Here is a 25,605-nt window from a genome sequence, read left to right as displayed (position 1 = left end):
AAGCTTGGGGGAAGGCGAGCGGCAGACTTCAGACGAGGGACCCGTAGAGGCCGGGGCGGCGGTCCTTCAGATACGGGTTCGCCTCGCGCGAGGCCGCCAGGAAGGTGGGGTCGGCGTCCGCGAGGACCAGCTGCTCGCCACGGCCCGCCCGGGCTCGGGCGACCCCGTCGGGCCCGGCCAGTGTCGAGAGCCCGACGAAGTCGAACTCCCCTTCCTGGCCGGTGCGGTTGACGTACGCGACGTACATCTGGTTCTCGAAGGCGCGCACCGGCACGACCGACTCGGCGACGAACTGGAACGGGTGCATCTGCGCGGTCGGCACGAGCAGGAGGTCGGTGCCGGCGAGGGCGTGCGCCCGGACGTTCTCCGGGAACTCCACGTCGTAGCAGATCATGATCCCGACGCGCAGCCCGCCGAGCTCGGCCTGCACCACCGGCTGCTCGCCCGGGGTGAAGTGGTCCTGCTCGAAGCAGCCGAAAAGGTGGGTCTTGCGGTAGTTCGCGAGACGGGTGCCGTCGGCGGAGATCAACTGCGCGGAGTTGAAGACCGCGTCTCCGGCGCGCTCGGGGTAGCCGTAGGCCACGGCCACTCCGTGGCGGGTGGCGATCTCCGCGATCGCGTCCGCGGAGTCGCCGTCCGCGGGCTCCGCGAGGTGCGCGATGTCGTCGCCGATCGCGTACCCGGTCAGGAACATCTCCGGCGCCACCAGCAGCCCGGCACCCGCCGCCGCGGCACGGCCCGCGGCCTCATCGAGAACCCTGAGGTTCTCGACGACCGAGCCGGGGCGGCCGGAGCTCTGGAGCAGGGCTGTGCGCATGCGTGTTCCTTGCCGGTACGGAGGGGTTTGGGGGGCCTGTTAGACGGTACGGGCGCGGGGGGCGGGGGGACAAGGAGGAGCCGTTGCGCGTGCGCGGACGAATCGTTGCGTGGGGGGTGGGGGTGACGGCGATTCGTTGCGCGGGTCGGGTGAGAGGTGTTTTCGCCCCCTCCGCCCCTACCCGTCCCTTGTTCCTGGGGCTCCGCCCCAGACCCCGCTCCTCAAACGCCGGAGGGGCTGAATCTTCCCCCGGCCGGAGCTGCAATCTTTCGCACCGGCGGCAGATCTTTCTCCCCGGCCGGGGAGATCTTTCAGCCCGTCCGGCGTTTGAGGACGAGCGCGTCAGCGCGATGCGGGGGTCTGGGGGCGGCAGCCCCCAGGAACGGGACGGGCAGGGGCGGAGGGGGCGAAAACCCCTACCCCAGCCCGAACGTCGTGATCACCGCCGCATGGTCCGAAGGCCAGTCGTTGCCCGCGACGTCGGGCCACGCACTCGGGCTGCCGCAGACGAAGACACGGGAGTCGAGCACCCGCAGCCCCCGGTACAACACATAGTCGATCCGGTCCTGGGGCTCGGCCCGCCCACTGCCGTCCTCATGCTCGGCATGGACCGGAGACCACGTGTGACCAGGCTCACGCACCGGATCCGGGTGAACCTCGCGATACGAGTCCCGCAGCCCCGCCTCCTCCGCAGCCTTCGTGACGGGCCACTCGACATCGGGCCAGTCCAGGTGCGAGGGAGCGTTGAAGTCCCCCAGCAGCAGAACAGGCGTACCGGCATCCGAAGAGTCCGCAATCCCGCGCAGGATCTCCCGCATTTGGGCAAGCCGCACACCCTCATGAGCGATCAGATCCGCCGCCGGGAGCCCGTCGAAGCACGCCTCGTACGGCCCGTACGGCGTGTAGTCGAGATGGGCGCTCCAGACGGCAACCTGCTGCCCGCCGTCGAGCTGGATCCGCACCCCGGTCCCCCCGTAGAAGCCGACGTCCGGGTCCCCGAGACGAGAAATGATCGGGTACCGGCTGATGATGCCGAGGTTGTCGCCGCCCCGGTGGTGGTGCCAGCCGAGCGCACCGGCGAGTTCCTGCGCCGCCGTGCCGTACGTCTCCTGGAGTGCGACCACGTCCACCCCCGTCTCGGCGATGACCTTGAGCTGCTTCTCCCGGTGGTCGTCGACCTTCGTACCGCCGTACCAGAGGTTCCAGCTCATCACCCGCAGCTCACGGGGCGCGACCATGGCCCGCAGCCGCGCCGGGGTCACCTCCTCCAGGCTGGCGAGGACGGTGCGTCCGCGGGCGGGGGCGATCGGTGCGAGCGAGGGCACGGCGAGCACGGCGCAGCCCGCCGCCTCGGCTGAGCTGACGCCCGTCTGGGTGTCCTCGACGGCCACACACGCGGCGGGGTCGACACCGAGGGCTCGGCAGGCGGCGAGGTAGGGGTCGGGGTCGGGCTTCGTGCGCTCGGTGTCGTCGGCGGTGACGGAGACGGTGAGGCGTCCGGCGCCGAGGGCTTGAAGGACGGTGTCGGCGACGGCGCGCGGCGACGCGGTCACCAGGGCGGTGGGTACGCCCGCACGGGCCAGCGAGTCGAGCAGTTCGAGCGCGCCGGGCCGGGGCACGATGCCGGTGCGGACGCGGTCGGCGAACTCCCGGTGCAGTTCGGCGGCGATCCCCTCGACAGGGGCCCCCGTGATGCCGCCCAGCCACGCCGCGGTGTACTCGACCGGGCGCCCGAGGACCTCCGGCTGATCGGCCTTCGTCAGCCGGCGCCCGAGCCCGTCCGCCACCTGCTCCACCGCCTCCCACCACAGCCGCTCGGTGTCCACGAGCGTGCCGTCCATGTCGAACAGGACGGCCTGGAGGATGGGTTGGGGGGTGGTGCGGTGGGTCACGGAACTCTCTTTCACTCAACAGGGGCCCGAGTGGGCCCGACCGGGGGTGGTTCAGTTGGTGCGCGCGGCGACCAGTACCGGCCGCTCCGGCAGACTCACCGTCACCGCGGCACCCGATCCGAGCGACGCGGCTTCGTGCGTCGGCAGATCGGCCTTGACCTCGGTGGCGTCGGCGAGCCGCACGGTGACCCGGATGGCCGCCCCGAGGAAGGCGGTGGCGACAACCCGGGCGTCACCCGTGTCGTCGGCCCGTACCCGTACCGCCTCGGGCCGTACGAGCACATCCACCACATCCCCCTCCGCCACGGCAGGTGCCTCCCCGTCGACGGGCAGCCGCTGCCCGAGCACGTGGACCGCGCCTGCGTCCAGCCGTCCCGGAAGGCGGCTCATCGTGCCGACGAACTCGGCGACGAACGCGGTGGCGGGCCGACCGTACAACTCGGCAGGTGCGGCGCACTGTTCGAGCTGCCCGGCCCGCATCACGGCGACGCGGTCCGCCATGGACAACGCCTCTTCCTGATCGTGCGTCACGAACAGTGTGGTGATGCCGAGTTCCTGCTGAAGCCGGCGGATCTCGTCACGAAGGCTGAGCCGCACCTTGGCGTCGAGGGCGGAGAGCGGCTCGTCGAGCAGCAGTACGCGCGGGCGCAGGGCGAGTGCGCGGGCCAGTGCGATGCGCTGCTGCTGGCCTCCGGAGAGCTGGTGCGGGAAGCTCTCCCCCTTGTCGGCGAGTCCGACGAGGTCGAGCAACTCGGCGGCGCGGGCCCGCCGTTCGGCCGTACGGACCTTGCGCATCCGCAGTCCGAAGGCCACGTTGTCCAGGGCACTCAGGTGCGGGAAGAGGCTGTACGACTGGAAGACCATCCCGGCGTCGCGGCGATGCGCGGGGACGCGGGTGACGTCCTCGCCGTCGACCAGCACCTCGCCGGAGTCGGGGTGTTCGAACCCGGCGAGCATGCGCAGCGCGGTGGTCTTGCCGCAGCCGGACGGGCCGAGCAGGGCGAGGAGTTCACCGGGCTGCACGGTGAGGTCGAGCCCGTCGAGGGCCACGGTCGAGCCGAACTCGCGGCGCAGGCCCCGGAATTCGACGGTGGCGGCCTTCTCGGACTTCTCGGACGTTTTCTGAAGCGTGGTGACAGTCATGGGTTCATCCCCGGGAGGCCGAAGCGGATGCTTTGGAGGAGCGGCCGCCGAACACGGCGAGCGAGAGGAGCAGCGCCCACGTGACGAGCAGGCTGAGTACGGACACGGCGACGGACAGCTGCGCCTGCGAGCCGCCCACGCTGTAGATCCACACGGCGAAGGGCTGGAAGCCGAGCAGCTGCGCGACCGTGAACTCGCCGAGGACCAGCGCCAGTGTGAGGAAGGAGGCGTTGAGCAGCGCCCCGCGCAGATTGGGCAGCACGACCCGGACCAGCGCCTGCGGCCAGGGCGCGCCGCAGCTGCGGGCGGCCTCGACGAGGGTGCGTACGTCGACGGCGCGCAGCCCCGCGTCCAGCGCCCGGTACACGAACGGCAGCGCCATCACGACGTACGCGAGGACGAGCACGAACGGGAAACTCGGGTTCTGGATCGCCACGAAGGTCTGGAACAGCGGCGTACGGGAGAGGTGTTCGGGACCCCACTTGAGGACGGTGGAGATCCCGGCGACGAACGCGATCGGCGGGACGACCAGCGGCAGCGAGCACACCACCTCGACGACCGGCCGCAGCCGGGGCGCGCCGAGCCGCAGCGCGACCATCGCGGGCACCATCAGGAGCAGCACCACGGCGATGGTGGCGAGGGCCAGTTCCAGCGAGAGCAGCAGGCTGGAGGTGAAGCCCTCGGTGGAGACGATCTCGCTGTACGCGTCGAAGGTGATTCCCTGCCCAGGCACGTCCACGGTGAAGATCACGGACGCGCCCAGCGGCACCAGGAAGTACAGCGCGGCGAGGGCCAGGACGGCCCACCGCCAGAGGTTCAGGCGAGCCATCGCGCGCTCCGTCGTTGCAGGGGCAGGTACACGGCCATCACCACGCCCGCGATCAGGACCATGTCGAGGCTGAGCGCGAGCGCCACGTTCTCCTGGCCGACCAGGACGTTGCCGGAGATGGCGTCGGCGATCTGCAGGGTGACCAGCGGAACCGCGCTGCCCACCATCGCGGCGGCGGTGGCGTACGCGGCGAACGCGCTGCCGAAGAGGAGCACGAAGCCGCCGAGCAGCGAGGGCGCGAGGACGGGAAGGGCCACGTGCCGCCAGTACTGCGTGGAAGTGGCGCCGTTGTTCTGCGCGGCCTCGCGCCACTGGGAGCGCAGTCCGTCGAGGGCGGGCGTGATGGTGAGGACCATCAGCGGGATCAGGAAGTACAGGTAGACGATGACCAGACCCCAGAAGCTGTAGAGGTTCCAGCCCTTGTCGGTCAGGCCGAACTGCCGCGTCAGGACACCCGCGTTGCCGAGTGTGGCGACGAACGCGAAGGCCAGCGGGACGCCGCCGAAGTTGGCGAGGACGCCGGACGCGGTGAGCACGGCCTCGCGCAGCGCGCGGAAGCGGGAGGTCACCACGGCCTGGGCGAGCGGCAGTCCGAGGACGGTCGCGATGCCCGCGGAGACGGCGGACAGCTTGACGCTGCCGACCAGGGCGGTGAAGTAGGCGCCCTGCAGCGAGTCGGTCAGATTGGCCGTGCTGTACGAAGTGGCGCCGGTCGTCTGGTCCTTGACGGTGAAGGCGCCGTTCAGCATGGCGAGAGCGGGGATCCCGAAGGCGATCGCCACGACGACGAGCAGCGGGACGACGGGGAGCCAGCCGGCGACGCGGCGCCCGCGCTTTTGGGAAGCGGCGGGCACCACGTCGGCCTTGGCGAGAGTCGCGGTCATCCGGAGACGGCCTTGCCCCAGCCCTGGGCCAGGACTTCCTTGGCCTTGCTCTGCTGGTCCTCGGTCGGGAAGCTCGGCGTGCCGGAGACCTCGGGAAGCTTGGCGGCGGCGGTCTTGTCGAGCGTGCCGGCCTTCTCCATGGCGGTCATCAGGGCCGGGCGGGCGAACCCGGCGAGCCAGAGGTTCTGGCCCTCGGCGCTGTAGAGGTACTCCTGCCACAGCCGGGCGGCCGCCGGATGCGGGGCGTCCTTGTTGATGGCCTGGGAGTAGTACTGGGAGAACTTGCCGTCCTCCGGGACCGTGACCTTCCAGTCGACGCCCTTGGACGTGAACTCCTCGGCGTACCCGGCGTTCAGGTAGTCCCAGTCGATGCTGATCGGCGTCTCGCCCTTCTCGACGGTGGCCGGGGTCGACTCGACCGGCGTGTAGTTGCCGTTCTTCTTCAGCTCGGCGAAGAAGTCGAGGCCGGGCTGGATGTCGTCGAAGGAGCCGCCGTTGGCGAGGGCCGCCGCGTAGACGCCGCCGAAGGCCGAGCCGGACTTGGTGGGGTTGCCGTTGAGGGCGACCTGCCCCTTGTACTCCGGCTTCAGCAGGTCCTTGAAGGTGGTCGGGCAGGTCTTGACGCGCTTGGCGTCGCAGCCGATGGAGATGTAGCCGCCGTAGTCGTTGGTCCAGCGGCCCTGCGCGTCCTTCTGCCCCTCGGGGATGTCGGCGAAGGTCGCCACCTTGTAGGGCGCGAGCAGCCCCTGCTGGGCGGCGCTCAGCGCGAAGGAGCTGCCGAGGTCGAGGACGTCGGGGGCGCGGTCCTGGCCCTTGCGGGAGGTGACGGCGTTGATCTCGTCCTGGCTGGAGCCGTCGGGGTTCTCGACCTTGATCTTGATGCCGTACTTCTTCTCGAAGCCGTCTATCAGGGCACCGTAGTTGGCCCAGTCGCGGGGCAGGGCGATCGCCTGCAGCGTGCCCTCCTTCTTCGCCGCCGTCACCAGGGCGTCGAGACCGCCGAAGTCCGCGGCCGAGGTCGCGGTGGCCGCGCTCTTGCCGTCGGCGGTGGTGGACTCTTCGGGGGCCGCGCCACAGGCGCTCAGGGCCAGCGCGGCGGCGACGGCGAGGCCGCCGGTGAGGACGGCGGTCCTCGGCAGGAACACGGTCACGGTCTCTCCAGGAGTACGCACGAGGGTGTGATGGAGCCGGAAACTTGTCTGAACAAGTTGGCCTCAGTAGGCCCGCCCTCGATGTCGTGTTCGTAAACACTGGCGAAACCCTGACCCCTGATTCCCCGGACAATCCCTGCCCACACGTGTCACCTCCACGCCTCGACTAAGGTGATCACTCTGTGCACAGTCACCGAATCAGAGGGGAAGCATGCCGGCGCGACACGAGGAGATCGCCGAGGAGCTGCGGCGGGCGATCGACCGCGAGGAGTACACCGTCGGCAGCCTGCTCCCGGCGGAGACAGAACTCGCGGCGCAGTACGCCGTCTCGCGCGGCACGGTCCGCCAGGCCGTCGCGTCCCTGACCGCCGAGGGACTCATCGGCTCACGCCAGGGCGCCCGCCGCGTGGTCCTGGCCGGCCGCCGCAGCCAGAGCTTCGCCGAGCTGCGCAGCTTCGCCCAGTGGGCGCGCGCGATGGGGCGGGAGGCCACCGGCCATGTAGTGACACAGGAGCGCCGCCCGGCGACGGCGGAGGACGCTGTGCGACTCCAACTGCGCGAGAACACCACGGTGTTGCACGTGCTGCGCGTCCGCGGCCTGGACGGCGAGCCGGTCCTCCTGGAGCGCACCGTGTACGCCGACTGGATCTCGCCCGCCGTCGAGGCCATCGAGCCCGACTGCCCCTCCGTCACCCAACGCCTCTTCGAGGACACGGGCCTGGTCTTCGCCTACGGAGAGCACGTCATCGACGCGGTGGCGGCAGGTGCCCAGGACGCCGACCTCCTCGACGTCCGCCGCACCAGCCCTCTCCTACGAGTCCGCCGAGTCACCACAACCCGCGAAGGACGCCCGGTGGAATGGTCGGACGACCGCTACCGCTCGGACGCGGTGAGCTTCAGCGTCCACAACTCGATAGGAAACAACGCGCTGGCCCGCAAAACAGCAGAGTGAACAGGAGCGACCCAAAGGGGCGCGGGGAACTGCGCGACCAGCCCCCACCCGCCCGCAGCAGAGCGACTACGTGGGCGACCCCGAAGAAAACCGTCGCAGCAACGGCGAAAGCACCAGCACGGACTTCGTCCGCTCCACGAACGACTCCCCCGCAATCCGCTCCAGCACCCGCTCGAAGTGCCGCATGTCGGAGGCGAAAACCTGCACAACCGCATCCGCGTCCCCGGTGACGGTGGACGCGGCCACCACCTCCTGATACCGCTCCAGCCCCCGCTGAATGGTCTCCGGCGAGGTGTTCCGTCGGCAGTAGATCTCGACGAACCCCTCGGTCTCCCACCCGAGCGCCGCCGGATCCACCCGCACGGTGAACCCGGTGATGGCCCCACTGGACCGCAGCCGGTCCACGCGCCGCTTCACGGCGGGCGCGGACAGACCGACCTCTTGCCCGATGTCGGCATAGGAGCGCCGCGCATCCTCGGCGAGGGCGTGCACGATGCGTTCGTCGAGATCGTTCAGCACTGCGGGTGGTTCACTTCTCTACGGTGGCGATACGGGACCGGCGGTAGCCGTAACTGAAGTAGAACACGAGCCCCACGGCCATCCAGACCCCGAAGACCACCCAGGTGACGGTGTCGAGGCTGCCCATCATCCAGACGCAGAAGGCGAAGCCGAGGGCGGGCAGCACCGGCGACAGCGGCACCCGGAACGTTCGGGGCATCTCGGGACGGGTCCGGCGCAGCACCACGACCGCGATGTTGACCAGCGCGAAGGCGAAGAGCGTGCCGATGCTGGTGGCGTCGGCGAGCTGGCCGAGCGGGATCGCGGCGGCGAGCACTCCGCAGAAAACCGACACGATGAGGGTGTTGGCACGGGGCACACCGCTCTTCGGGTGAACGCGCGAGAACACCTTGGGCACGAGCCCGTCGCGGGACATGGCGAAGAGGATGCGGGTCTGGCCGTAGAGCACGGTCAGGACGACGCTGGCGATGGCGATGACGGCACCGGCGGCGAGCAGCGTGCCCCAGAAGGCGTCGCCCGTGACGTCCTCCATGATCCCGGAGAGCGCCGCCTCCGAGTCGGTGAACCGCTGCCAGGGCATCGCGCCGACAGCGACGGCCGCGACGAGGACGTACAGCGCCGTGACGATGATCAGCGAGAGCATGATGGCGCGCGGCAGGTCGCGCTGCGCGTTCGTCGCCTCCTCGCCGGCCGTGGAGGCGGCGTCGAAGCCGATGTACGAGAAGAAGAGCGTGGCCCCGGCGGCGCTGACGCCCGCCATGCCGAGCGGCATGAAGTTCTCGTAGTTGCCGGAGCGGAAGCCCTGGATGCCGATCGCGCAGAACAGCAGCAGCGCGGCGATCTTCACCACGACCATGATCGTGTTGGCGCGGGCCGACTCACGGGCGCCGCCGAGCAGGAACGCCATCGCGAGCAGGACCACGATCAGCGCGGGCAGGTTGAAGATGCCCCCGTCGCCGGGCGGCGCGGAGAGCGCGTCGGGGATGGTGACGCCGATGGTCCCGTCGAGCAGCTCGTTGAGGTACTCGCCCCAGCCGACGGCCACGGCGGCGACCGAGACGCCGTACTCCAGAACCAGACACCAGCCGCAGATCCAGGCGATCAGCTCGCCCATCGTTGCGTACGCGTACGAGTACGAGGACCCGGCGACCGGGATGGTGCCCGCCAGCTCGGCGTACGAGAGGGCGGAGAACAGCGCCGTGAGGCCGGCGATCACGAAGGAGAGGGTGACTGCGGGGCCGGCCTTCGGGACGGCCTCGCCGAGGACGACGAAGATGCCGGTGCCCAGGGTGGCGCCGATGCTGATCATCGTCAGCTGCCACAGTCCGAGGGAGCGCCGGAGCGAGCCTCCCTCGCCCTGGCCACCCTCGGCGACCAGGCGTTCCACGGGCTTGCGGCGCATGAGGCGCGCGCCGATGCCCGGGGACGGCGGGGCGGGCGAGGTGCGGGACTGCGGGGGTGCGCCTTGGTCGAGCACGCGGGTTGGCTCCTTCATCGCTGCCGGTCGGAAAAGGCGGAGACCGGCGGCACCCCTGACAGCAGGGACCCGCCGAGCGGAGTCCCCGCCACACTAAGTACAGCGATTGACCCTATGAGTCCGGGCTTCGCGGGCGTAATGCAGCAACCTTGCGCGCCTCCGCAAGATCGTTGCGTTCATCGCGGCTCGGCGCATGATCGTTGCGCGGGGCCTTTCGATGGTTGCGCGGGGCCTCTTTCAGGAGCCGTAGGCGGCCCCGCGAGCCGGTGGGCGAGAGCCGGGTCAGCCGTCCTCCGGCCCTCCTCCGACGCCTCGCGGTCAGCCCTCCTCCGGAGCCCCCGCGACGGCCCGCGCCCGCGCCACGTCGTCCTCGTCGAAGCCCATCTGCCCGGGCCGCCCGAACGCCTCCGCCTGCGCGTCGATCCAGCGGGTGTGCGCCTCCCAGGCGGCCTGCTTGCTGGTGCCGAGCGCCGCGCCGATCTGGGACCAGGAGGCGCCCGCCTCGCGGGCCGCACGGACGGTGAGCTGACGCCCGTATGCCGCCTTGCGGGCCACCACCTCGCTCAGCGCGAGGGCTTCGAGAAGCCCGGCCCGGTCGAGCGCCTCGGCGTCGCTCCCGGCCCCGGCGAGCGACTCCCGCACGCGCAGCTCGTCGAGGCGGGCCACGGCGGTCAGCAGGGTGTGCTGCGGCTCGATGCTCTGTGGTGTCGTCATGCCCTCAGCGTTGCGTCAAGCGAGCTTGACGTCAAGATGGCCTGACGAGCAGGGCAGCCGCACGCCGACGGCCCCCGTGGTCACACCACGGGGGCCGTACGAGAACGGGGAAAGCCGCCGTCAGCTCCAGCTGGCGTGCAGCGGCTTGCCCTCGGCGTAGCCGGCCGCGCTCTGGATGCCCACGATCGCCTTCTCGGCGAACTCCTCGAGCGAGTTGGCACCCGCGTAGGTGCAGGAGGAACGGACGCCCGCGATGATCGAGTCGATCAGGTCCTCGACGCCCGGACGGGACGGGTCGAGGAACATCCGCGAGGTGGAGATGCCCTCCTCGAACAGGGCCTTGCGGGCACGGTCGTACGCCGACTCCTCGCTCGTGCGGTTCTTGACCGCGCGGGCGGACGCCATACCGAACGACTCCTTGTACAGGCGCCCGTTCGCGTCCTGCTGAAGGTCGCCCGGGGACTCGTACGTACCCGCGAACCACGAGCCGATCATGACGTTGGACGCGCCCGCGGCCAGCGCCATCGCGACGTCGCGCGGGTGCCGTACACCACCGTCGGCCCACACGTGCTTGCCGTACTTCTTCGCCTCGGCGGCGCACTCCTTCACCGCCGAGAACTGCGGCCGGCCGACGCCGGTCATCATGCGGGTGGTGCACATGGCGCCGGGGCCGACACCGACCTTGATGATGTCCGCGCCCGCCTCGATCAGGTCGCGGACGCCTTCCGCGGCGACGATGTTGCCCGCCGCGATCGGCACCTGCGGGTCGAGCGCGCGCACCGTCCTGATGGCGCTGATCATCGACTCCTGGTGGCCGTGCGCCGTGTCGATGACCAGCGTGTCGACGCCCGCGTCGAGGAGCTGCTTGGCCTTGCCCGCGACATCGCCGTTGATGCCGACGGCGGCGGCGATGCGCAGCCGGCCGTTCGCGTCGGTGGCTGGCGTGTACAGGGTGGCGCGCAGGGCGCCCTTGCGGGTCAGGATGCCCGCGAGCCTGCCGTCCTTGTCGACGGCGGGGGCGTAGCGACGGTTGGCGTGGTCCAGCTTGTTGAAGGCCTCGCGCGGCTCGATGTCCGCGTCGAGGAGCAGCAGGTCCTTGGACATGACCTCGGACAGCTGCGTGAAGCGGTCTACGCCGGTGAGGTCGGCGTCGGTGACCACGCCGACGGGGCGGCCGTCCTCGTCCACGACGACGCCCGCGTTGTGCGCGCGCTTGGGCAGCAGCGCCAGCGCGTCGGCGACCGTCTGGTGGGGGGCGAGGATGATCGGGGTGTCGAGCACCAGGTGGCGCCCCTTGACCCAGGAGACGACCTCGGTGATGACCTCGATCGGGATGTCCTGCGGGATGACCACGAGCCCGCCGCGGCGGGCGACGGTCTCGGCCATCCGGCGGCCCGCGATCGCCGTCATGTTGGCGACGACCAGCGGGATCGTGGTGCCCGAGCCGTCGGGGGAAGCGAGGTCCACACCCTGACGCGAGCCGACCGCGGAGCGGCTGGGCACCATGAAGACGTCGTCGTACGTCAGGTCGTACGGGGGCTGGATGTCATTGAGGAAACGCACGTGCTGCACATCCCGGTCGATCAGAGGTGGCCCCCGGACAGGTCAGCCAGGGGGAAGAGCACGTACTTCATTGTCCCATGTCGCCGTGTATGCACTGCCCGGGCCGATCCTCCAGACAGGCGTGCTCACGGCTTGTGGCATCCTCCGACACCGCGCCTGATGACCGCCCGCTAGCGGGACTCGGCCAGTACCATCACCACGGCCAGCGGGGTGCCCGTGCCCCGCCAGTGCGCCGCCGCGTCGGCGAAGATCTCCTGAAGGAGGCGCCAGTCCGCGGGCGAGAGGGCCGCGTACTCCTGCCAGCCCTGTACGAGGATCAGCCGGCCTTGTTGGGCTGGCCACCACTCGAGGTCGCCGAGGCAGTCGGCGAGGGCGTCCCAGTTGGCGCCGAACCAGTCCGGCAGGCGCAGCGCGGTGGCGCACGCCGTCATGAGCCCGGCCTTGTCCGTGACGCCCGCGAGGTCCAGGACCGCGGTCTCCCAGCCCGCCTTGCGCGCGGCTTCGAGCGCGGACTCCACGGGCAGCTGGGCGGGCCAGGAGAGGACACCGGCGGACGCGCTTCCTTCGAGCACCGGCGCGAGCGGGTCGTGCGTCATCTCAGCACCGCCCTGAACGACTTGTAGTGATCATCGGTGTAGTAGATCTCGCCGCCCTGCCCGGTGACAATGCGACGGGCTCCCCGATCACTCTCGCCGGGGGTTTTGACCGTGTATTCGTGGTAGTAGCCGCGCTGGTGCTGCGGCAGCTCCCGCTCGAAGTTGCCGAAGACGGCGCCGTCCTTGGCGTACGGGAAGGGGCCGCCCGCGTCGATGAGCGCGAGGGTGGCGCGGGCCTCGGCGGGAAGCCGGGACGCGGCCACCGTGGGCAGGTCCCCGGCCCAGGACGGGGTCGGCACATCCGCGAGGACGGTACTGGTGACGGTGGGCGACGTACCGCTGTCGGTGGACGCGCAGCCCGTGAGCAGCACACCGAGGCAGAGAACCAGCCCGGCAAGCAGACGGGGGACGAACCGCGGCAACATGACGTCGATGCTGCCACGGCCGCCCCCACGCGGCGCGTCGTACGAACTCTCAGCAATCGTCGGGATCCGCCCGACTCGACCCCTCAGGGCCCGTCCGGATCCGCCCGGTTCAGCGCCGGACGCGGTGTCGTGCCCGCCGTCATCAGATAGTCCGCGGCGGAGGTGTCCGTCACCAGGCTGGTGACGAGCCCGGACCGCAGCACCGCGTCGATGGCGGCGCCCTTGCGCTGACCGCCCGCGATCGCGACGACCTCGGGGATGCGGCGCAGCCGGTCCGCCTCGACGGTGATGCAGCGCTCGCCCAGGTCACGTCCGACCCGGCGGCCCTCGGTGTCGAAGAGGTGCGCGGACATCTCCGCGGCGACACCGAGGGTGGCGTAGTGGGCGCGCTCCTCCTCGGTGAGCATGTCGTGCACCGTCGAGATGCCCGCTTCCCAGGAGCCGATGGACACGCAGGCGACCGTCACCTTGTCGAAGTACTCGAAGGCGCGGGCGATCCCGGTCTGGTTGCGCAGCGCGGCCGCGGTGGCCGCGTCGGGCAGCAGCATCGGCGCGTAGATCGGGTGGGCGTCGCCACCCGACACCTGGGCCGCACGCCGTACGGCCTCCACCGAACCGCGTTCGGCGGTCCCGGCGTCGTACACCCCCGTCAGCTGCACCACCGTGCACGGCGGGAGCCGGTCGAGCGCCGCCGCCATGTGGATGGTGGAGCGGCCCCAGGCGAGGCCGAGCACATCGCCCTCGTTGACCAGCTCACCGAGCAGGTCCGCGGCGACCTCGCCGAGGTTCTCGGGGTCCGGCGACTCCTGGGCCTCGGCCGGGGACTCCACCACGACCGCGTGCCTCAGTCCGTACCGGGCGCGCAGCGCGTCCGAGCGCTCCGCGTCCAGTTCTGCGGGGACGCGGATCTCGATCCTTACGAGATCCCGTTCGAGAGCGGTTTCCAGGACCCGGGCCACCTTGAAGCGGCTGACGCCGAACTCCTCGGCGATCTGGATCTTGGATTTGCCCTCGAGGTAGAAGCGGCGGGCCATGGCCGCCGCCTGCACCAGCTCTGCGGGTCCCATCCGCATGGCTGACCGGCCCGCCGACATACCCGACACGGCGATCTCCTCACTGCTGTTCACACTCTGGATTCGCCGTTCATCCTCGCAGATTCGGCGTACTTGATCAGCCCAGATGGGCGGCGTTCACGTTCCCTTCGGTCAGTGGTCGCACGCCCATGACGCCTGGGCCGTCGCGTCCTGAGCCTGCGTGCGCAATGCACGTACCGCCTGGGCCGGGTCGGATGCCCCGTACACCGCCGATCCGGCGACGAAAACGTCGGCTCCCGCCTCCGCGCACCGCTCGATCGTCGACGCCGAAACTCCGCCGTCGACCTGAAGCCAGAGTTCAAGACCGTGCTTGCTGATCAACTCGCGAGTGCGCCGGATCTTCGGGAGCATGATGTCGAGGAAGGCCTGGCCGCCGAATCCGGGCTCGACCGTCATGATCAGCAGCATGTCGAGCTCGGGAAGCAGATCCTCGTACGGCTCGATCGGGGTCGCGGGCTTGAGCGCCATGGAGGCACGGGCACCCTTGGCCCGGATTTCGCGGGCGAGCCGCACCGGCGCGGCGGCCGCCTCCACATGGAAGGTGACGGAACCAGCACCCGCTTCTACGTACTGGGGCGCCCACCGATCGGCGTCCTCGATCATCAGGTGGCAGTCCAGCGGCGTGTCCGTCGCACGGGCCAGGGACTCTACGACCGGCACACCAAGCGTGAGGTTCGGTACGAAATGGTTGTCCATGACGTCGACGTGGAGCCAGTCGGCCCCTTCCACCGCCTTTGCCTCCTCGGCAAGACGGGCGAAGTCGGCGGACAGGATGCTGGGGTTGATCTGCACGGCCATGCCCCAAGACTGCCATGCCCCAGGCCGGTTGCGATCCTCGGTCCAGACCTAGGCCGTTCTGCGGATGTTGTGCCACGGCGCAACATGCCATGCTGGGCGGCCCACCGGCTCCAAGAACGGCTACGGGGGTGGCCATGACGGACCCACAGGGGAAGCAACGGCGCGGTATCGCCTGGCTTGTCTGCGGTAAGCGCAGCAAGTGGGCGGTGGTGGGACTGTGGCTCGTGCTGCTGGTTCTCACGGCACCGTTCGCCCAGAAACTCACCGACGCCCAGGACAACGACGCGGCCTCCTGGCTGCCCGGCTCCGCCGAATCCACCCAAGTTCTCCAGATCTCCGAGGACTTCAGGCCGGAACAGATCCCCGCGGTCGTCGTGTACGCCCGCGACGGGGGCCTCACGGCACAGGACCGTAGTCAGATCACCGAGGATGCGGCCCAGATCAAGCAGCTGACCGCGCACGGCATCCGCGGTTCGGAGACCCGGGGACCGGTCTACGACCGGGCCACCGACCCGCGCGCCGCCCAGATCCTCGTCCCCATCACGATGGACGAGAAGGGCTGGGAGGAGATCTCGCCCGCCGTCGACTCGATCCGTGAGGTGACCGGCAAGGGCGGCGAGGGGCTCGCCGTGCACATCACGGGCCCGGGCGGTACGTCCGCGGACTTCTCCAAGGCCTTCGAGGGCATCGACTCCACACTGCTGCTCTCGGCGCTGGGCGTCGTCATCATCATGCTGCTGGTCACCTATCGCAGCCCCACCCTGATCATCGTCCCCCTGATCGGTGTGATCGCCGCGCTGCTCACCGCGCAGGCGCTGATCTACTTCCTCGCCGAGCACGCGGGCCTGACGGTCAACGGCCAGAGCGCGGGCATCCTCACAGTGCTCGTCTTCGGCGCGGGGACCGACTATGCCCTGCTCCTGGTCGCCCGCTACCGGGAGGAACTGCGCCGCCACGAGGACCGCCACGAGGCCATGGCGCTGGCCCTGCACCGCGCGGGCCCGGCGGTACTGGCCTCCGGCGCCACCGTCGTCCTGAGCATGCTGGTGCTGCTGGCCGCCGAGATGAACTCGACGCGCGGCCTCGGCCCGGTCGCGGCCATCGGCGTCGCGGTCGCGCTGGCCGCGATGATCACGCTGTTCCCGGCCCTCCTGGTGATCTTCGGCCGCTGGATCTTCTGGCCGGTGATCCCGCACTTCGGTTCCGCCGACCCGACCGAGCGCGGCCTCTGGGCACGCATGGGCGGCCGTATCGCCCGCCGCCCGCGGATGATCTGGGGCGTCACGGCGGCGGCGCTCGCGCTGCTCTCGCTGGGCCTGATCCAGCTGCGCGCCGAGGGCATCAGCAACGCCGACGCCTTCACCGGCAAACCCGACTCGATCGTCGGCCAGGAGGTGTCCGCGCGCTACTTCCCCGCGGGCAGCGGCGATCCGCTCGTCATCGTCAGCAACCGTGCCCAGGCCGAGGAGGTCGGCCAGGCGGTCGCGGCCACCTCCGGTGTCGTACCGGACTCGCTCGGCCTGCCACCCGGGACGAAACCCGAGTTCGAGGGCAAGGTCCTGTTCGAGGCGACCATGACGGCCCCCGCGGACAGCGAGGCCGCGAAACAGACGGTGGAGCGGGTCCGGGACGCCGTCCACGCGGTCCCCGACGCCGACGCCCAGGTGGGCGGCGGCACCGCGTCCCTGCTCGACATGGACAAGGCGACGACCCACGACAACATCCTGATCATCCCGCTGGTGCTGGTCGTGGTCCTGCTGATCCTGGGCGGGCTGCTGCGCGCCCTGATCGCGCCGCTGATACTCATCGGGACGGTGGTGCTGTCCTTCGCGGCAGCGCTCGGCATCAGCGCCCTGGCGTTCAGGTACGCCTTCGACTACGCGGGCGAGTCGACGGACTTCCCACTCTTCGTCTTCGTCTTCCTGGTCGCCCTGGGCATCGACTACAACATCTTCCTGACCACGCGCATCCGCGAGGAGGCGGGCCACCAGGGCACCCGCAAGGGCGTGGTGACAGGCCTGACCGCGACCGGCGCGGTCATCACCTCGGCCGGCCTGGTCCTCGCGGGCACCTTCGCCGCGCTGGCCACACTGCCGATGGTGGCCTTCGCGGAGCTCGGCTTCACGGTGGCGCTCGGCGTCCTGCTCGACACGTTCATCGTGCGTTCGGTGCTGGTCACAGCCCTGTTCCTGGATGTGGGACCGAAGATCTGGTGGCCGCACCGACTGGCACACGAGGACGGCGGAGAGCCGCCGCCCGCAGTGGCTCCGTCACAGGCTCCGGAACCGGCCTCGCGGCCGGACTAGCCCGAGGTCATCCGGTCCTGCGGATGAGCGCCAGATACATGGCGTCCGTCCCGTGCAGATGCGGCCACAGCTGTACGTCGGGGCCGTCGCCCAGGGCCGGTACGCCGGGCAGGAGGGGGCGGGCGTCGATGAGCTCGGCGGCGTGCTGCTTGACCACGTCGTCGACCACGGCGCGGGTCTCGGCGAGGTGCGGAGAGCAGGTCGCGTAGCCGACGACGCCGCCGACGCGCACGGAGTCGAGCGCCGTGCGCAGCAGCCCGCGCTGGAGCGGCGCGAAGCCCTCCAGGTCCTGGGGACGGCGCCGCCAGCGGGCCTCGGGACGGCGGCGCAGGGCGCCGAGCCCGGTGCAGGGCACGTCCATGAGCACACGGTCGAAGGTGCCGGACCGCCACGGCGGACGGGTCCCGTCGGCGGCGATGACCTGGTACGGCCCGGGGTTCCCGGCGAGCGCCTTCGCCACAAGACCGGCCCGGTGCGGCAGCTTCTCGGAGGCGAGCAGCAGAGCACCGCGCTCGGCGGCGAGCCCGGCCAGCATGGCGGCCTTGCCACCGGGACCGGCGCACCCGTCCAGCCATGCCTTGTCGGGCCCGTCGAGCGGCGCGTTCGCCAGAGCGATCGCGACAAGCTGGCTGCCCTCGTCCTGAACGCCGGCACGGCCTTCCCGTACGGCGTCGATGGCACCCGGTTCGCCGCCCTCGCTGAGCCGCACGGCGTACGGCGACCAGCGGCCCGGCAGCGCGGACTCCTCGCCGAGCACGTCGAGGAGTTCACCGGCGGTGGACCGGCCGGGCCGGGCTACGAGGGTCACCTCGGGCCGCTCGTTGTCGGCTTCGAGCAGATCCTCGATCCCTGCGCGGCCGCCGCCCAGCGCGTCCCAGAGCGCCGAGACGACCCAGCGCGGGTGCGAGTGCACGACGGCGAGATTCTCCTCGGGGTCGTCGTCGTACGGGGGCGCGACCTTCTCGATCCATGCCTCGAGATCGTGCTGCGAGACCTTCCGCAGTACGGCGTTGACGAACTTGGCCCGCCCGTCGCCGAGCACCACACGGGCGAGTTCGACGGATGCGGAGACCGCGGCGTGCGTCGGGATGCGGGTGCCGAGCAGCTGATGGACACCCAGGCTCAGCACATCGAGCACCGGCGGGTCGACCTCGCGCAGCGGCCGGTCGACACACGCGGCGATGACCGCGTCGTACGTCCCCTGCCTGCGCAGCGTCCCGTACACCAGCTCGGTCGCAAGGGCCGCGTCCCGTCCGTCGAAGTCGCCCTTCTCGCGCGCCTTCCGCAGCAGCGGGGGCAGCACGAGGTTCGCGTACGCGTCCCGCTCGTCCACGGCCCGCAGCGCCTCGAAGGCGAGCATGCGGACGGGGTCCTTCTGGGGGCGGCGGTAGGGCTTGCCGGGCTTGCTCGGCCGACGGGACTGCTCACTCACGAAAAAGGTGCTCCGGATCCGGGAAAAGGTGCGTCTATCAGCGTACGCCGCGGGGCCGACCTCGGGCTCGACAGTGGCGCGGGCCGTGTCCAGCCCGACTCGATGGTGCGGTCCGCCTCAATGGTGGGGCCAGACTCAATGGTGCGGCCCGAGCCGGGTCAGGCCCCGAGCCGCTCCCCGGAGGTGATGCGCACGCCGCGCGCCCAGTCCGCGGCGCGCATCGGCTTCTTGCCCTGGGCCTGGACCCACAGCAGCTCGACGGCGTGCGAACCGGTCCCCACGTGCACGTTGTTCTTGCCCACGCCCAGCTCGCCCGGGGTGAGGTCGGTGCGGTCGGTCGCCGGGGCGACGTGGATGAGCTTGAGCCGCTCGCCCCTGAAGACGGTCCAGGAACCGGGCGCCGGGGTGCACCCGCGCACCACCCGGTCGACGCGCAGCGCCGGGGCGGACCAGTCGACGTGGGCGTCCTCGACGGTGATCTTCGGGGCCAGGGTGACACCGTCGGCGGGCTGCGGCACGGCCTTCAGGCTGCCGTCCTCGATCCCGTCCATGGTCGCGGAGAGCAGCCCGGAACCGGCGAAGGCGAGCCGGGTGAGCAGGTCCCCACTGGTGTCGGTGGGGCGGATCTCCTCGGTGACGGTCCCGTAGACGGGTCCGGAGTCGAGCCCCTCCTCGATGAGGAAGGTGGAGGCGCCCGTGATCTCGTCCCCCGCCATGATCGAGTGCTGCACGGGCGCCGCTCCGCGCCAGGCGGGCAGCAGCGAGAAGTGCAGGTTGACCCACCCGTGGGCGGGGATGTCCAGCGCGACCCGGGGCAGCAGCGCGCCGTACGCGACCACAGGACAGCAGTCGGGCGCGATCTCCCGCAGCCGCGCCAGGAACTCCTCGTCCCGCGGCTTCACCGGCTTCAGCACCTCGATCCCGGCCTCCTCCGCCCGCTGCGCGACCGGGCTCGCGACGAGGTGTCGCCCCCGCCCGGCTGGCGCGTCGGGCCGCGTGACGACCGCGGCCACCTCGTGTCGCCCGGAGGCGATCAGGGCGTCCAGAGCGGGAACGGCGACCTCGGGGGTACCTGCGAAGACGAGCTTCATGGGTGGCGGTTGACCTCTCGGACGGGAGCGCTTCAGACCCCGCGCGCACGCCGGGAGCGGCGGGGTGCGGGGCAGCGCACCAGTCTATGCGGGGCGGGGGGTTGGGGGCGCGGGGGCGCCCCACGACGCAAAAACCCCCGCCTCGCGTCAACACTCCACCGGGGGCGTACGCCCCACGACGCGCCCCGTGCATATGCCCTTACGCCCCCGCAGCGTGACCACTCACCCTTAAACGCGTTGGTCAAGAAAGAGTTGACCACAACGGGCCGCAATCGCGGCCCGATCCTTTTCAACGCCGGTTCGAGAGGCTTGTTCATGGCCGACCACGCAACCCACGACGCCCAGGCTCGGGCCAGCCTGCACTTGCTGGTGCGGGACATCGAGCGGGTCCGCCGGCAGGTGGACGCACTGCGCACGCTCACCGCCCAGCTGGGCAACGTCTACCGCCCGCGCCGCTCGGGCCCCTCCGCGGGCTTCGTCGTCTACGGACGCGCCCCCGCCCCGACCGTCCGCCTCGCCCAGGAGCTGCGGGACAGCGTCGAGACCCTGGTCACGGCCGCCGTGGACTTCGACCGCTCACTGGGTTTCTCGTGGGACGCGGTGGGCTCCGCCCTCGGGGTCACCAAGCAGGCGGTGCACCGTCGTTACGGCGCCCGCCGCGCCACCGCCCAGGCCGCCGCGGAGGCGGAGCGCGCCACGGAGCCGGTGGGCAGCCAGACCGTCGCCGTCAACACCGGCATCCCCACGGTGCCGGTACCGACGGTCCCCGCCGCACGCTCCATGCCCACCCAGCCGACGGCGGGCAGCCCCACCCTCCGCGACGAGGTGAGGCCCACCGCATTCCCGGGGCCGCGCAACGGCTGACCTGACCCACCTCTGCCTCCCGGCGCCGCCAGTCCCGGGAGGCAGCTCCATGCTCACGCCCCAGCACGTCTCACCCGATGTCCGGCGGATCGATCCGAATCCGTACGGGCTCGCTGCCCCCACGAGCCATCCGCGCCGCCTGCGCGGCCTTCAACGCCGCCGCAAGGGCTGCCCCGCTCCCGGGAGGCACCCGGACGAGGGCCCGCTCCCAGTGCTCACCGGGAGGCGGCCCTCCGGTCCGTCGAGGACGCCCGGCCTCCGTGACATGCATCGGCACGGGCCCCAACACCTCGGCATCACGGGGCAGTTCGGCCGCGGCGAGGAACCCCGCCAGCGCCTCCGGCGTACCGGACACGGCCGCCATCCGCGACACCGGCGGAAACCCGAGCTCGGCGCGCTCGGTGAGTTCGCGTACGGCATGCCCGACGGGATCCCACCGTACGAGCGCCTGCACGGGCCGCAACGTCGGCTCGGCGACGACGACCACGGTCCCTCCGGCACCCTGCGGACGCACCAGCGAGGCCGCGCCGATCCAGCGCCGCAGCGCCTCCTCACCGGCCCGCAGATCGGGCCGGCCGAGCATGGCCCAGCCGTCGAGCAGCAGCGCGGCCGCGTACCCGCCGTCGGCGACGGGCTCGGCCCCCGGCGTGCTCACGACGAGCGCGGGCGCCCCCGGCACCGTGTCGAGCACCTGCTCCCGCCCCGACGTCCGCACGGGCACGGCGGGAAACGCCCGCCCCAGCTCCTCCGCGGTCCGCCGGGCCCCCACGATCTGTGCCCGCAGCCGGAACCCACCGCACTCGGGGCAGTGCCAGGCGGCCTCGTCCCGCCCGCACCACGTACACCGCAGCGCCCCCGCGTCCTGCGCCTCCAACGGCCCCGCACAGTGCCGACACCGCGCGGCCGCCCGGCACTGCGCACAGGCCATCCGCGGCACGTACCCCCGCCGAGGCACCTGCACCAGCACAGGACCGTGCCGCAACCCCTCCCTCACCACCTGCCAGGCAAGCGTCGGCAACCGCGCGGCCCGGGCAGCCTCGTCCCGCGCGAGGTCCCCGTCCCCCACGGTCCGCACCAAGGGCGCGACCCCCCGCACCTGCTCCCGCTCCGCGACCAACGGCAACGCCCAACCACTCTCGACGAGCTGCGCCGCCTCCACCGTGCAACCCCAACTCCCCAGCAGGAAGGCGCACTTGTCATGCGCGGCCCGCAGCAGGAGCACCTCCCGCGCATGCGGCTGAGGCGCGTGCGGCTCACTGTGGCTGCCGTCCCCGTCGTCCCAGATGACGACGAGCCCCAGATCCCGCACGGGTGCGAACATGGCGGCCCTGGTCCCCACGACGGCCCGTACGGACCCACGCCGCACGGCAAGCCACTCCCGATACCGCTTCTCCGGCCCGGCCTCCGCGGTGAGCACGGCATGCCGCCCCGCCCCCAGCAGCGAGGTCAGCGCGGCGTCCACGCGTGAGACGGCCCGCCCGTCGGGTACGACCACGAGCGCACCCCGCCCGGAGGCGAGCGTCGCCGCCACCGCCCGCGCCAACTCCTCGGCCCAGCCCGGCCCCGGCAAGGCGTTCCACACAGCTCTCGGCGCCCCACCCGCCGCGAGCGACTCCAGAAAGGCCGCCCCCCGCCCGTACCGCGCCCAGGACCCCACCTCAGGCACCGCAGGAACCGGAAGCGGCGCGGGCGAATCCTTGCCCTCCGCCCGGGCATTGCGCGGCGGAACGGCCAACTGCAGCACATCGGCGAGGCTGCCCGCGTACCGGTCGGCGACAGCGCGCGTGAGCCCCAGCAACTCCTCACTCAACACCGGCTCGGGCGAGACGACTTGAGCCAGCGCGGCCAACGGCCCGGAGTAGTCCGACTCGGGAAGCCGCTCGATGAGAAACCCGTCGATCAGCCCCCCGCCCTCACGGCGCCCCTCACGCACCCGATGCCGCCCGGCCCCGAACCTCACCCGCACCCGCACACCGGGCTGCGCCTGCGCATCGAGCTCCTCGGGCACGGCGTAGTCGAAGTACCGGTCGAGATGCAGCACACCCTTGTCGACCAGCACCCGCGCGACCGGCAACTCCTTCGCCAGCGCGGCCCCCCGCCATGTCCGTGGCTTCGCCTTGGGCGCCGCGGCCTTCCGCACACTCTCCCGAATCAGCGCAAGCTGCTCGGGCGGCGCACCCTCCGCACCACCCTCGCCGTCCCCATTCGCGCTGCTCACACCAACATTCCTACCAGACCCCACTGACAGCGCCGGGCGCCCGGGACCGGCGGTGAAACACCGAGGCCCGGCACCCCCAAAGGGCACCGGGCCTCGCCGTACAACCAGCTCTACAGGCCAACAGCCTTGCGCAGCGCCTCCACGCGGTCCGTCCGCTCCCACGTGAAGTCGGGCAGCTCGCGCCCGAAGTGACCGTACGCGGCGGTCTGGGAGTAGATCGGGCGGAGCAGGTCGAGGTCGCGGATGATGGCCGCCGGGCGGAGGTCGAAGACCTCGGTGATGGCGGTCTCGATCTTCTCGGCGTCGACCTTGGCGGTGCCGAAGGTCTCGACGAAGAGGCCGACGGGCTCGGCCTTGCCGATGGCGTAGGCGACCTGGACCTCGCAGCGGGTGGCGAGGCCCGCGGCGACGACGTTCTTCGCGACCCAGCGCATGGCGTACGCGGCGGAGCGGTCGACCTTGGACGGGTCCTTGCCCGAGAAGGCGCCGCCGCCGTGGCGGGCCATGCCGCCGTACGTGTCGATGATGATCTTGCGGCCGGTCAGGCCGGCGTCGCCCATCGGGCCGCCGATCTCGAAGCGGCCGGTCGGGTTCACCAGGAGGCGGTAGCCCTCGGTCTCCAGCTTGATGCCGTCGTCGAGGAGGGCCTTCAGCTCGGGCTCCACCACGAACTCGCGGATGTCGGGGGCCAGGAGCGAGTCCAGGTCGATGTCCGAGGCGTGCTGCGAGGAGACGACGACGGTGTCCAGGCGGACCGCCTTGTCGCCGTCGTACTCGATGGTGACCTGGGTCTTGCCGTCGGGGCGCAGGTACGGGATGGTCCCGTTCTTGCGGACCTCGGAGAGGCGGCGCGCGAGGCGGTGCGCGAGGTGGATCGGGAGCGGCATCAGCGCCGGCGTCTCGTCCGTGGCGTAGCCGAACATCAGGCCCTGGTCGCCCGCGCCCTGCTTGTCGAGCTCGTCCTCGTCGCCCTCGACACGCTTCTCGTACGCCGTGTCGACGCCCTGCGCGATGTCGGGCGACTGCGAGCCGATGGACACCGAAACGCCACAGGACGCGCCGTCGAAGCCCTTCTTCGAGGAGTCGTAACCGATCTCGAGGATCTTGTCACGCACAAGCTGCGCGATCGGCGCGTACGCCTTGGTGGTGACCTCTCCGGCCACGTGCACCAGGCCGGTCGTGATCAGCGTCTCCACGGCGACCCGGGAATGCGGGTCCTCGCGCAGAAGCGCGTCGAGAATGGTGTCGCTGATCTGGTCAGCGATCTTGTCGGGGTGACCCTCGGTCACAGACTCCGAGGTGAACAGACGACGGGACACAACGCTCCCTGAGGTTGCAGCGGCTGCTGGCTGATCATTGGCGGACGGTCGGGGGCTGCGCCCGGCATCGTCCGAGAACAGTTTATCGGTCGCACTCGCCTACAGGCCCACCTGTCTCGCTTCTCGGAAGCGCTGTGACCTGCGGCACGGGCATTCTCCGCTATGACGCTCGGTCTCCGCCAGGGTCGCCACGCCCGTTTTTGCGCGTCATGAGGGGCCTGTTGAGGCAATTGGGACGTTCCCCATTGGCTGAGATTTCACGTGACTGAGACTTTCAGCGGATACGACTTTCACCGGAGACGGGGCACCACCAGATCCCACACGGTGTCCGCCAGCGCCTCCTTCGGCCCGTAGGGCACCGGGGTCTCGCTGCCGTCGGCCCCGAGCACCACGGCCTCGTTCTCCTCGGCGCCGAAGGTCTTGCGCTCCCCCACCTCGTTCACCACGAGGAGGTCGCAGCCCTTGCGCTCGAGTTTCGTACGTCCGTTGGCCAGTACGTCGTCCGTCTCGGCGGCGAAACCGACCACCACCTGGCCGGGACGGGACCGCTCCGCCGAGATCTCGGCGAGGATGTCCGGGTTCCGGACGAGCACGATCGGCTCCGGCTCCTGGCCGTCCTTCTTCTTGATCTTTCCTGAGGCGTACGCCGCCGGGCGGAAGTCCGCCACGGCCGCCGCCATGACGACCGCGTCGGCGTCCGGGGCCGCCTTCAGTACCGCCTCGCGCAGCTGAAGTGCGGTTCCGACCTGTACGACGTCCACACCGGCCGGGTCCGGCAGTCCGGTGTTGGCGGCGATCAGCGTGACCCGGGCGCCCCGCGCGGCCGCCGTACGGGCAAGGGCGTACCCCTGCTTGCCGGAGGAGCGGTTGCCGAGGAAGCGGACGGGGTCGAGCGGCTCGCGCGTGCCGCCCGCGCTGACGACGACATGACGGCCGGCGAGATCCGGCTCGGCCACGCCACGCGCGAGCACCCGGCGGCACACCTCGTAGATCTCCGAGGGCTCGGGCAGCCGCCCCTTGCCGGTGTCGACGCCGGTCAGCCGCCCGACGGCGGGCTCGATGACGACGGCACCCCTGCGGCGCAGCGTCGCCACGTTCTCCTGCGTGGCCGGGTGCTCCCACATCTCGGTGTGCATGGCGGGCGCGAAGACGACCGGACAGCGGGCGGTGAGCAGGGTGTTCGTGAGGAGGTCGTCGGCGATGCCGTGGGCCGCCTTGGCGAGCATGTCGGCCGTCGCCGGGGCCACGACGACGAGGTCGGCGTGCTGCCCGATGCGGACGTGGGGCACCTCGTGGACGTCCGACCAGACCTCGGTGGAGACGGGGTGGCCGGAGAGCGCGGACCAGGTGGCGGCGCCGACGAAGTGCAGGGCCGACTCGGTCGGTACGACGCGTACGTCATGACCGGACTCGGTCAGCCGACGCAGCAGCTCACAGGCCTTGTACGCGGCGATGCCGCCACTGACCCCCAGTACGACCTTGGGCTTGTCCACCCGGCCTCCCCACTCTCGAAAACGTTCA

At 71.1% G+C, this 25,605-nt stretch carries 22 protein-coding genes; 3 read left to right on the top strand and 19 right to left on the bottom strand.

Annotated features, from left to right (window positions below):
- Positions 1 to 28: 28 nt before the first annotated feature.
- From OG266_RS37430 to OG266_RS37405, 6 genes are all read right to left on the bottom strand, one after another.
- The gene (locus OG266_RS37430) at positions 29 to 817 is read right to left on the bottom strand and encodes a carbon-nitrogen hydrolase family protein (protein ID WP_371551144.1); all 789 of its coding nucleotides are present in this window, start codon (positions 815 to 817) and stop codon (positions 29 to 31) included.
- Positions 818 to 1,233: 416 nt separating this feature from the next.
- A complete protein-coding gene (locus OG266_RS37425; protein WP_371551142.1) occupies positions 1,234 to 2,709 on the bottom strand; it encodes an HAD-IA family hydrolase in 1,476 nt (491 codons plus the stop codon).
- Positions 2,710 to 2,760: 51 nt separating this feature from the next.
- Positions 2,761 to 3,852 (bottom strand): ABC transporter ATP-binding protein, encoded by a 1,092-nt coding sequence (locus OG266_RS37420; RefSeq protein ID WP_266467701.1) that lies wholly within the window; start codon positions 3,850 to 3,852, stop codon positions 2,761 to 2,763.
- A gap of 4 nt (positions 3,853 to 3,856) precedes the next feature.
- Positions 3,857 to 4,681 (bottom strand): ABC transporter permease, encoded by an 825-nt coding sequence (locus OG266_RS37415; RefSeq protein ID WP_266467698.1) that lies wholly within the window; start codon positions 4,679 to 4,681, stop codon positions 3,857 to 3,859.
- Complete coding sequence (locus tag OG266_RS37410) at positions 4,669 to 5,565, bottom strand: ABC transporter permease (RefSeq protein ID WP_371551139.1); 897 nt, start codon at positions 5,563 to 5,565, stop codon at positions 4,669 to 4,671. The genes OG266_RS37415 and OG266_RS37410 overlap by 13 nt, the downstream gene beginning before the upstream one ends.
- On the bottom strand, positions 5,562 to 6,716 hold the full coding sequence (locus OG266_RS37405; RefSeq protein WP_266467692.1) for an ABC transporter substrate-binding protein: 1,155 nt from the start codon (positions 6,714 to 6,716) through the stop codon (positions 5,562 to 5,564). Before OG266_RS37405 ends, OG266_RS37410 begins: the two co-directional genes overlap by 4 nt.
- A 211-nt stretch (positions 6,717 to 6,927) precedes the next feature.
- Between OG266_RS37405 and OG266_RS37400 the strand changes: the two genes are divergently transcribed.
- Complete coding sequence (locus OG266_RS37400) at positions 6,928 to 7,668, top strand: GntR family transcriptional regulator (RefSeq protein WP_371551137.1); 741 nt, start codon at positions 6,928 to 6,930, stop codon at positions 7,666 to 7,668.
- Between the two features lie 66 nt (positions 7,669 to 7,734).
- On the opposite strand, the gene OG266_RS37395 is transcribed toward OG266_RS37400, so the two are convergent.
- From OG266_RS37395 to rpe, 8 genes are all read right to left on the bottom strand, one after another.
- Positions 7,735 to 8,187 (bottom strand): Lrp/AsnC family transcriptional regulator, encoded by a 453-nt coding sequence (locus tag OG266_RS37395; RefSeq protein ID WP_266467686.1) that lies wholly within the window; start codon positions 8,185 to 8,187, stop codon positions 7,735 to 7,737.
- 10 nt (positions 8,188 to 8,197) lie between these two features.
- Complete coding sequence (locus OG266_RS37390; protein ID WP_329548781.1) at positions 8,198 to 9,664, bottom strand: amino acid permease; 1,467 nt, start codon at positions 9,662 to 9,664, stop codon at positions 8,198 to 8,200.
- Between the two features lie 318 nt (positions 9,665 to 9,982).
- Complete coding sequence (locus tag OG266_RS37385) at positions 9,983 to 10,378, bottom strand: hypothetical protein (RefSeq protein ID WP_371551134.1); 396 nt, start codon at positions 10,376 to 10,378, stop codon at positions 9,983 to 9,985.
- A gap of 120 nt (positions 10,379 to 10,498) precedes the next feature.
- Entirely contained in the window at positions 10,499 to 11,941 is a 1,443-nt protein-coding gene (locus OG266_RS37380) for a GuaB1 family IMP dehydrogenase-related protein (protein ID WP_266467672.1), read from the bottom strand.
- Between the two features lie 170 nt (positions 11,942 to 12,111).
- On the bottom strand, positions 12,112 to 12,537 hold the full coding sequence (locus OG266_RS37375) for a barstar family protein (RefSeq protein WP_266467669.1): 426 nt from the start codon (positions 12,535 to 12,537) through the stop codon (positions 12,112 to 12,114).
- Complete coding sequence (locus tag OG266_RS37370) at positions 12,534 to 12,962, bottom strand: ribonuclease domain-containing protein (RefSeq protein ID WP_371551132.1); 429 nt, start codon at positions 12,960 to 12,962, stop codon at positions 12,534 to 12,536. The genes OG266_RS37375 and OG266_RS37370 overlap by 4 nt, the downstream gene beginning before the upstream one ends.
- 83 nt (positions 12,963 to 13,045) lie before the next feature.
- Positions 13,046 to 14,089, bottom strand: a complete 1,044-nt coding sequence (locus tag OG266_RS37365) for a sugar-binding transcriptional regulator (protein ID WP_266467664.1) — start codon at positions 14,087 to 14,089, stop codon at positions 13,046 to 13,048.
- Between the two features lie 78 nt (positions 14,090 to 14,167).
- Positions 14,168 to 14,854: a ribulose-phosphate 3-epimerase gene (gene rpe / locus OG266_RS37360; RefSeq protein WP_266824719.1), complete on the bottom strand. Its 687-nt coding sequence runs from the start codon at positions 14,852 to 14,854 to the stop codon at positions 14,168 to 14,170.
- Between the two features lie 134 nt (positions 14,855 to 14,988).
- Between rpe and OG266_RS37355 the strand changes: the two genes are divergently transcribed.
- Entirely contained in the window at positions 14,989 to 17,160 is a 2,172-nt protein-coding gene (locus tag OG266_RS37355) for an MMPL family transporter (protein ID WP_371551129.1), read from the top strand.
- A 7-nt stretch (positions 17,161 to 17,167) separates the two neighbouring features.
- On the opposite strand, the gene OG266_RS37350 is transcribed toward OG266_RS37355, so the two are convergent.
- Both OG266_RS37350 and fmt read right to left on the bottom strand, forming a co-directional pair.
- The gene (locus OG266_RS37350; protein ID WP_266467656.1) at positions 17,168 to 18,592 is read right to left on the bottom strand and encodes an RsmB/NOP family class I SAM-dependent RNA methyltransferase; all 1,425 of its coding nucleotides are present in this window, start codon (positions 18,590 to 18,592) and stop codon (positions 17,168 to 17,170) included.
- A gap of 158 nt (positions 18,593 to 18,750) precedes the next feature.
- Positions 18,751 to 19,683 (bottom strand): methionyl-tRNA formyltransferase, encoded by a 933-nt coding sequence (fmt, locus tag OG266_RS37345; RefSeq protein ID WP_266467653.1) that lies wholly within the window; start codon positions 19,681 to 19,683, stop codon positions 18,751 to 18,753.
- Between the two features lie 315 nt (positions 19,684 to 19,998).
- Between fmt and OG266_RS37340 the strand changes: the two genes are divergently transcribed.
- A complete protein-coding gene (locus OG266_RS37340; RefSeq protein WP_266467650.1) occupies positions 19,999 to 20,547 on the top strand; it encodes a hypothetical protein in 549 nt (182 codons plus the stop codon).
- 70 nt (positions 20,548 to 20,617) lie between these two features.
- Here OG266_RS37340 and OG266_RS37335 read toward each other — a convergent pair whose 3' ends face one another.
- The 3 genes from OG266_RS37335 to coaBC all read right to left on the bottom strand — a co-directional run bounded on the left by OG266_RS37335 (position 20,618) and on the right by coaBC (position 25,577).
- On the bottom strand, positions 20,618 to 22,765 hold the full coding sequence (locus OG266_RS37335) for a primosomal protein N' (RefSeq protein WP_371551127.1): 2,148 nt from the start codon (positions 22,763 to 22,765) through the stop codon (positions 20,618 to 20,620).
- Between the two features lie 110 nt (positions 22,766 to 22,875).
- A complete protein-coding gene (metK, locus tag OG266_RS37330; protein ID WP_266467645.1) occupies positions 22,876 to 24,084 on the bottom strand; it encodes a methionine adenosyltransferase in 1,209 nt (402 codons plus the stop codon).
- 290 nt (positions 24,085 to 24,374) lie between these two features.
- Positions 24,375 to 25,577: a bifunctional phosphopantothenoylcysteine decarboxylase/phosphopantothenate--cysteine ligase CoaBC gene (coaBC, locus tag OG266_RS37325; RefSeq protein WP_371551124.1), complete on the bottom strand. Its 1,203-nt coding sequence runs from the start codon at positions 25,575 to 25,577 to the stop codon at positions 24,375 to 24,377.
- Positions 25,578 to 25,605 lie beyond the last annotated feature (28 nt).

Source organism: Streptomyces sp. NBC_00554, assembly GCF_041431135.1.
Lineage (GTDB): Bacteria > Actinomycetota > Actinomycetes > Streptomycetales > Streptomycetaceae > Streptomyces.
Note: the sequence above shows the minus strand (reverse complement) of the source record. Positions and strands in the feature narration are given on the sequence as shown.

Bases quoted from the DNA above. Each gene is read 5' to 3' on its own strand.
- OG266_RS37430 (WP_371551144.1), bottom strand. From the start codon at position 817: ATGCGCACAGCCCTGCTCCAGAGCTCCGGCCGCCCCGGCTCGGTCGTC.
- OG266_RS37420 (WP_266467701.1), bottom strand. From the start codon at position 3,852: ATGACTGTCACCACGCTTCAGAAAACGTCCGAGAAGTCCGAGAAGGCC.
- OG266_RS37415 (WP_266467698.1), bottom strand. From the start codon at position 4,681: ATGGCTCGCCTGAACCTCTGGCGGTGGGCCGTCCTGGCCCTCGCCGCG.
- OG266_RS37410 (WP_371551139.1), bottom strand. From the start codon at position 5,565: ATGACCGCGACTCTCGCCAAGGCCGACGTGGTGCCCGCCGCTTCCCAA.
- OG266_RS37400 (WP_371551137.1), top strand. From the start codon at position 6,928: ATGCCGGCGCGACACGAGGAGATCGCCGAGGAGCTGCGGCGGGCGATC.
- OG266_RS37385 (WP_371551134.1), bottom strand. From the start codon at position 10,378: ATGACGACACCACAGAGCATCGAGCCGCAGCACACCCTGCTGACCGCC.
- OG266_RS37375 (WP_266467669.1), bottom strand. From the start codon at position 12,537: ATGACGCACGACCCGCTCGCGCCGGTGCTCGAAGGAAGCGCGTCCGCC.
- OG266_RS37370 (WP_371551132.1), bottom strand. From the start codon at position 12,962: ATGTTGCCGCGGTTCGTCCCCCGTCTGCTTGCCGGGCTGGTTCTCTGC.
- rpe (WP_266824719.1), bottom strand. From the start codon at position 14,854: ATGGCCGTGCAGATCAACCCCAGCATCCTGTCCGCCGACTTCGCCCGT.
- OG266_RS37355 (WP_371551129.1), top strand. From the start codon at position 14,989: ATGACGGACCCACAGGGGAAGCAACGGCGCGGTATCGCCTGGCTTGTC.
- fmt (WP_266467653.1), bottom strand. From the start codon at position 19,683: ATGAAGCTCGTCTTCGCAGGTACCCCCGAGGTCGCCGTTCCCGCTCTG.
- OG266_RS37340 (WP_266467650.1), top strand. From the start codon at position 19,999: ATGGCCGACCACGCAACCCACGACGCCCAGGCTCGGGCCAGCCTGCAC.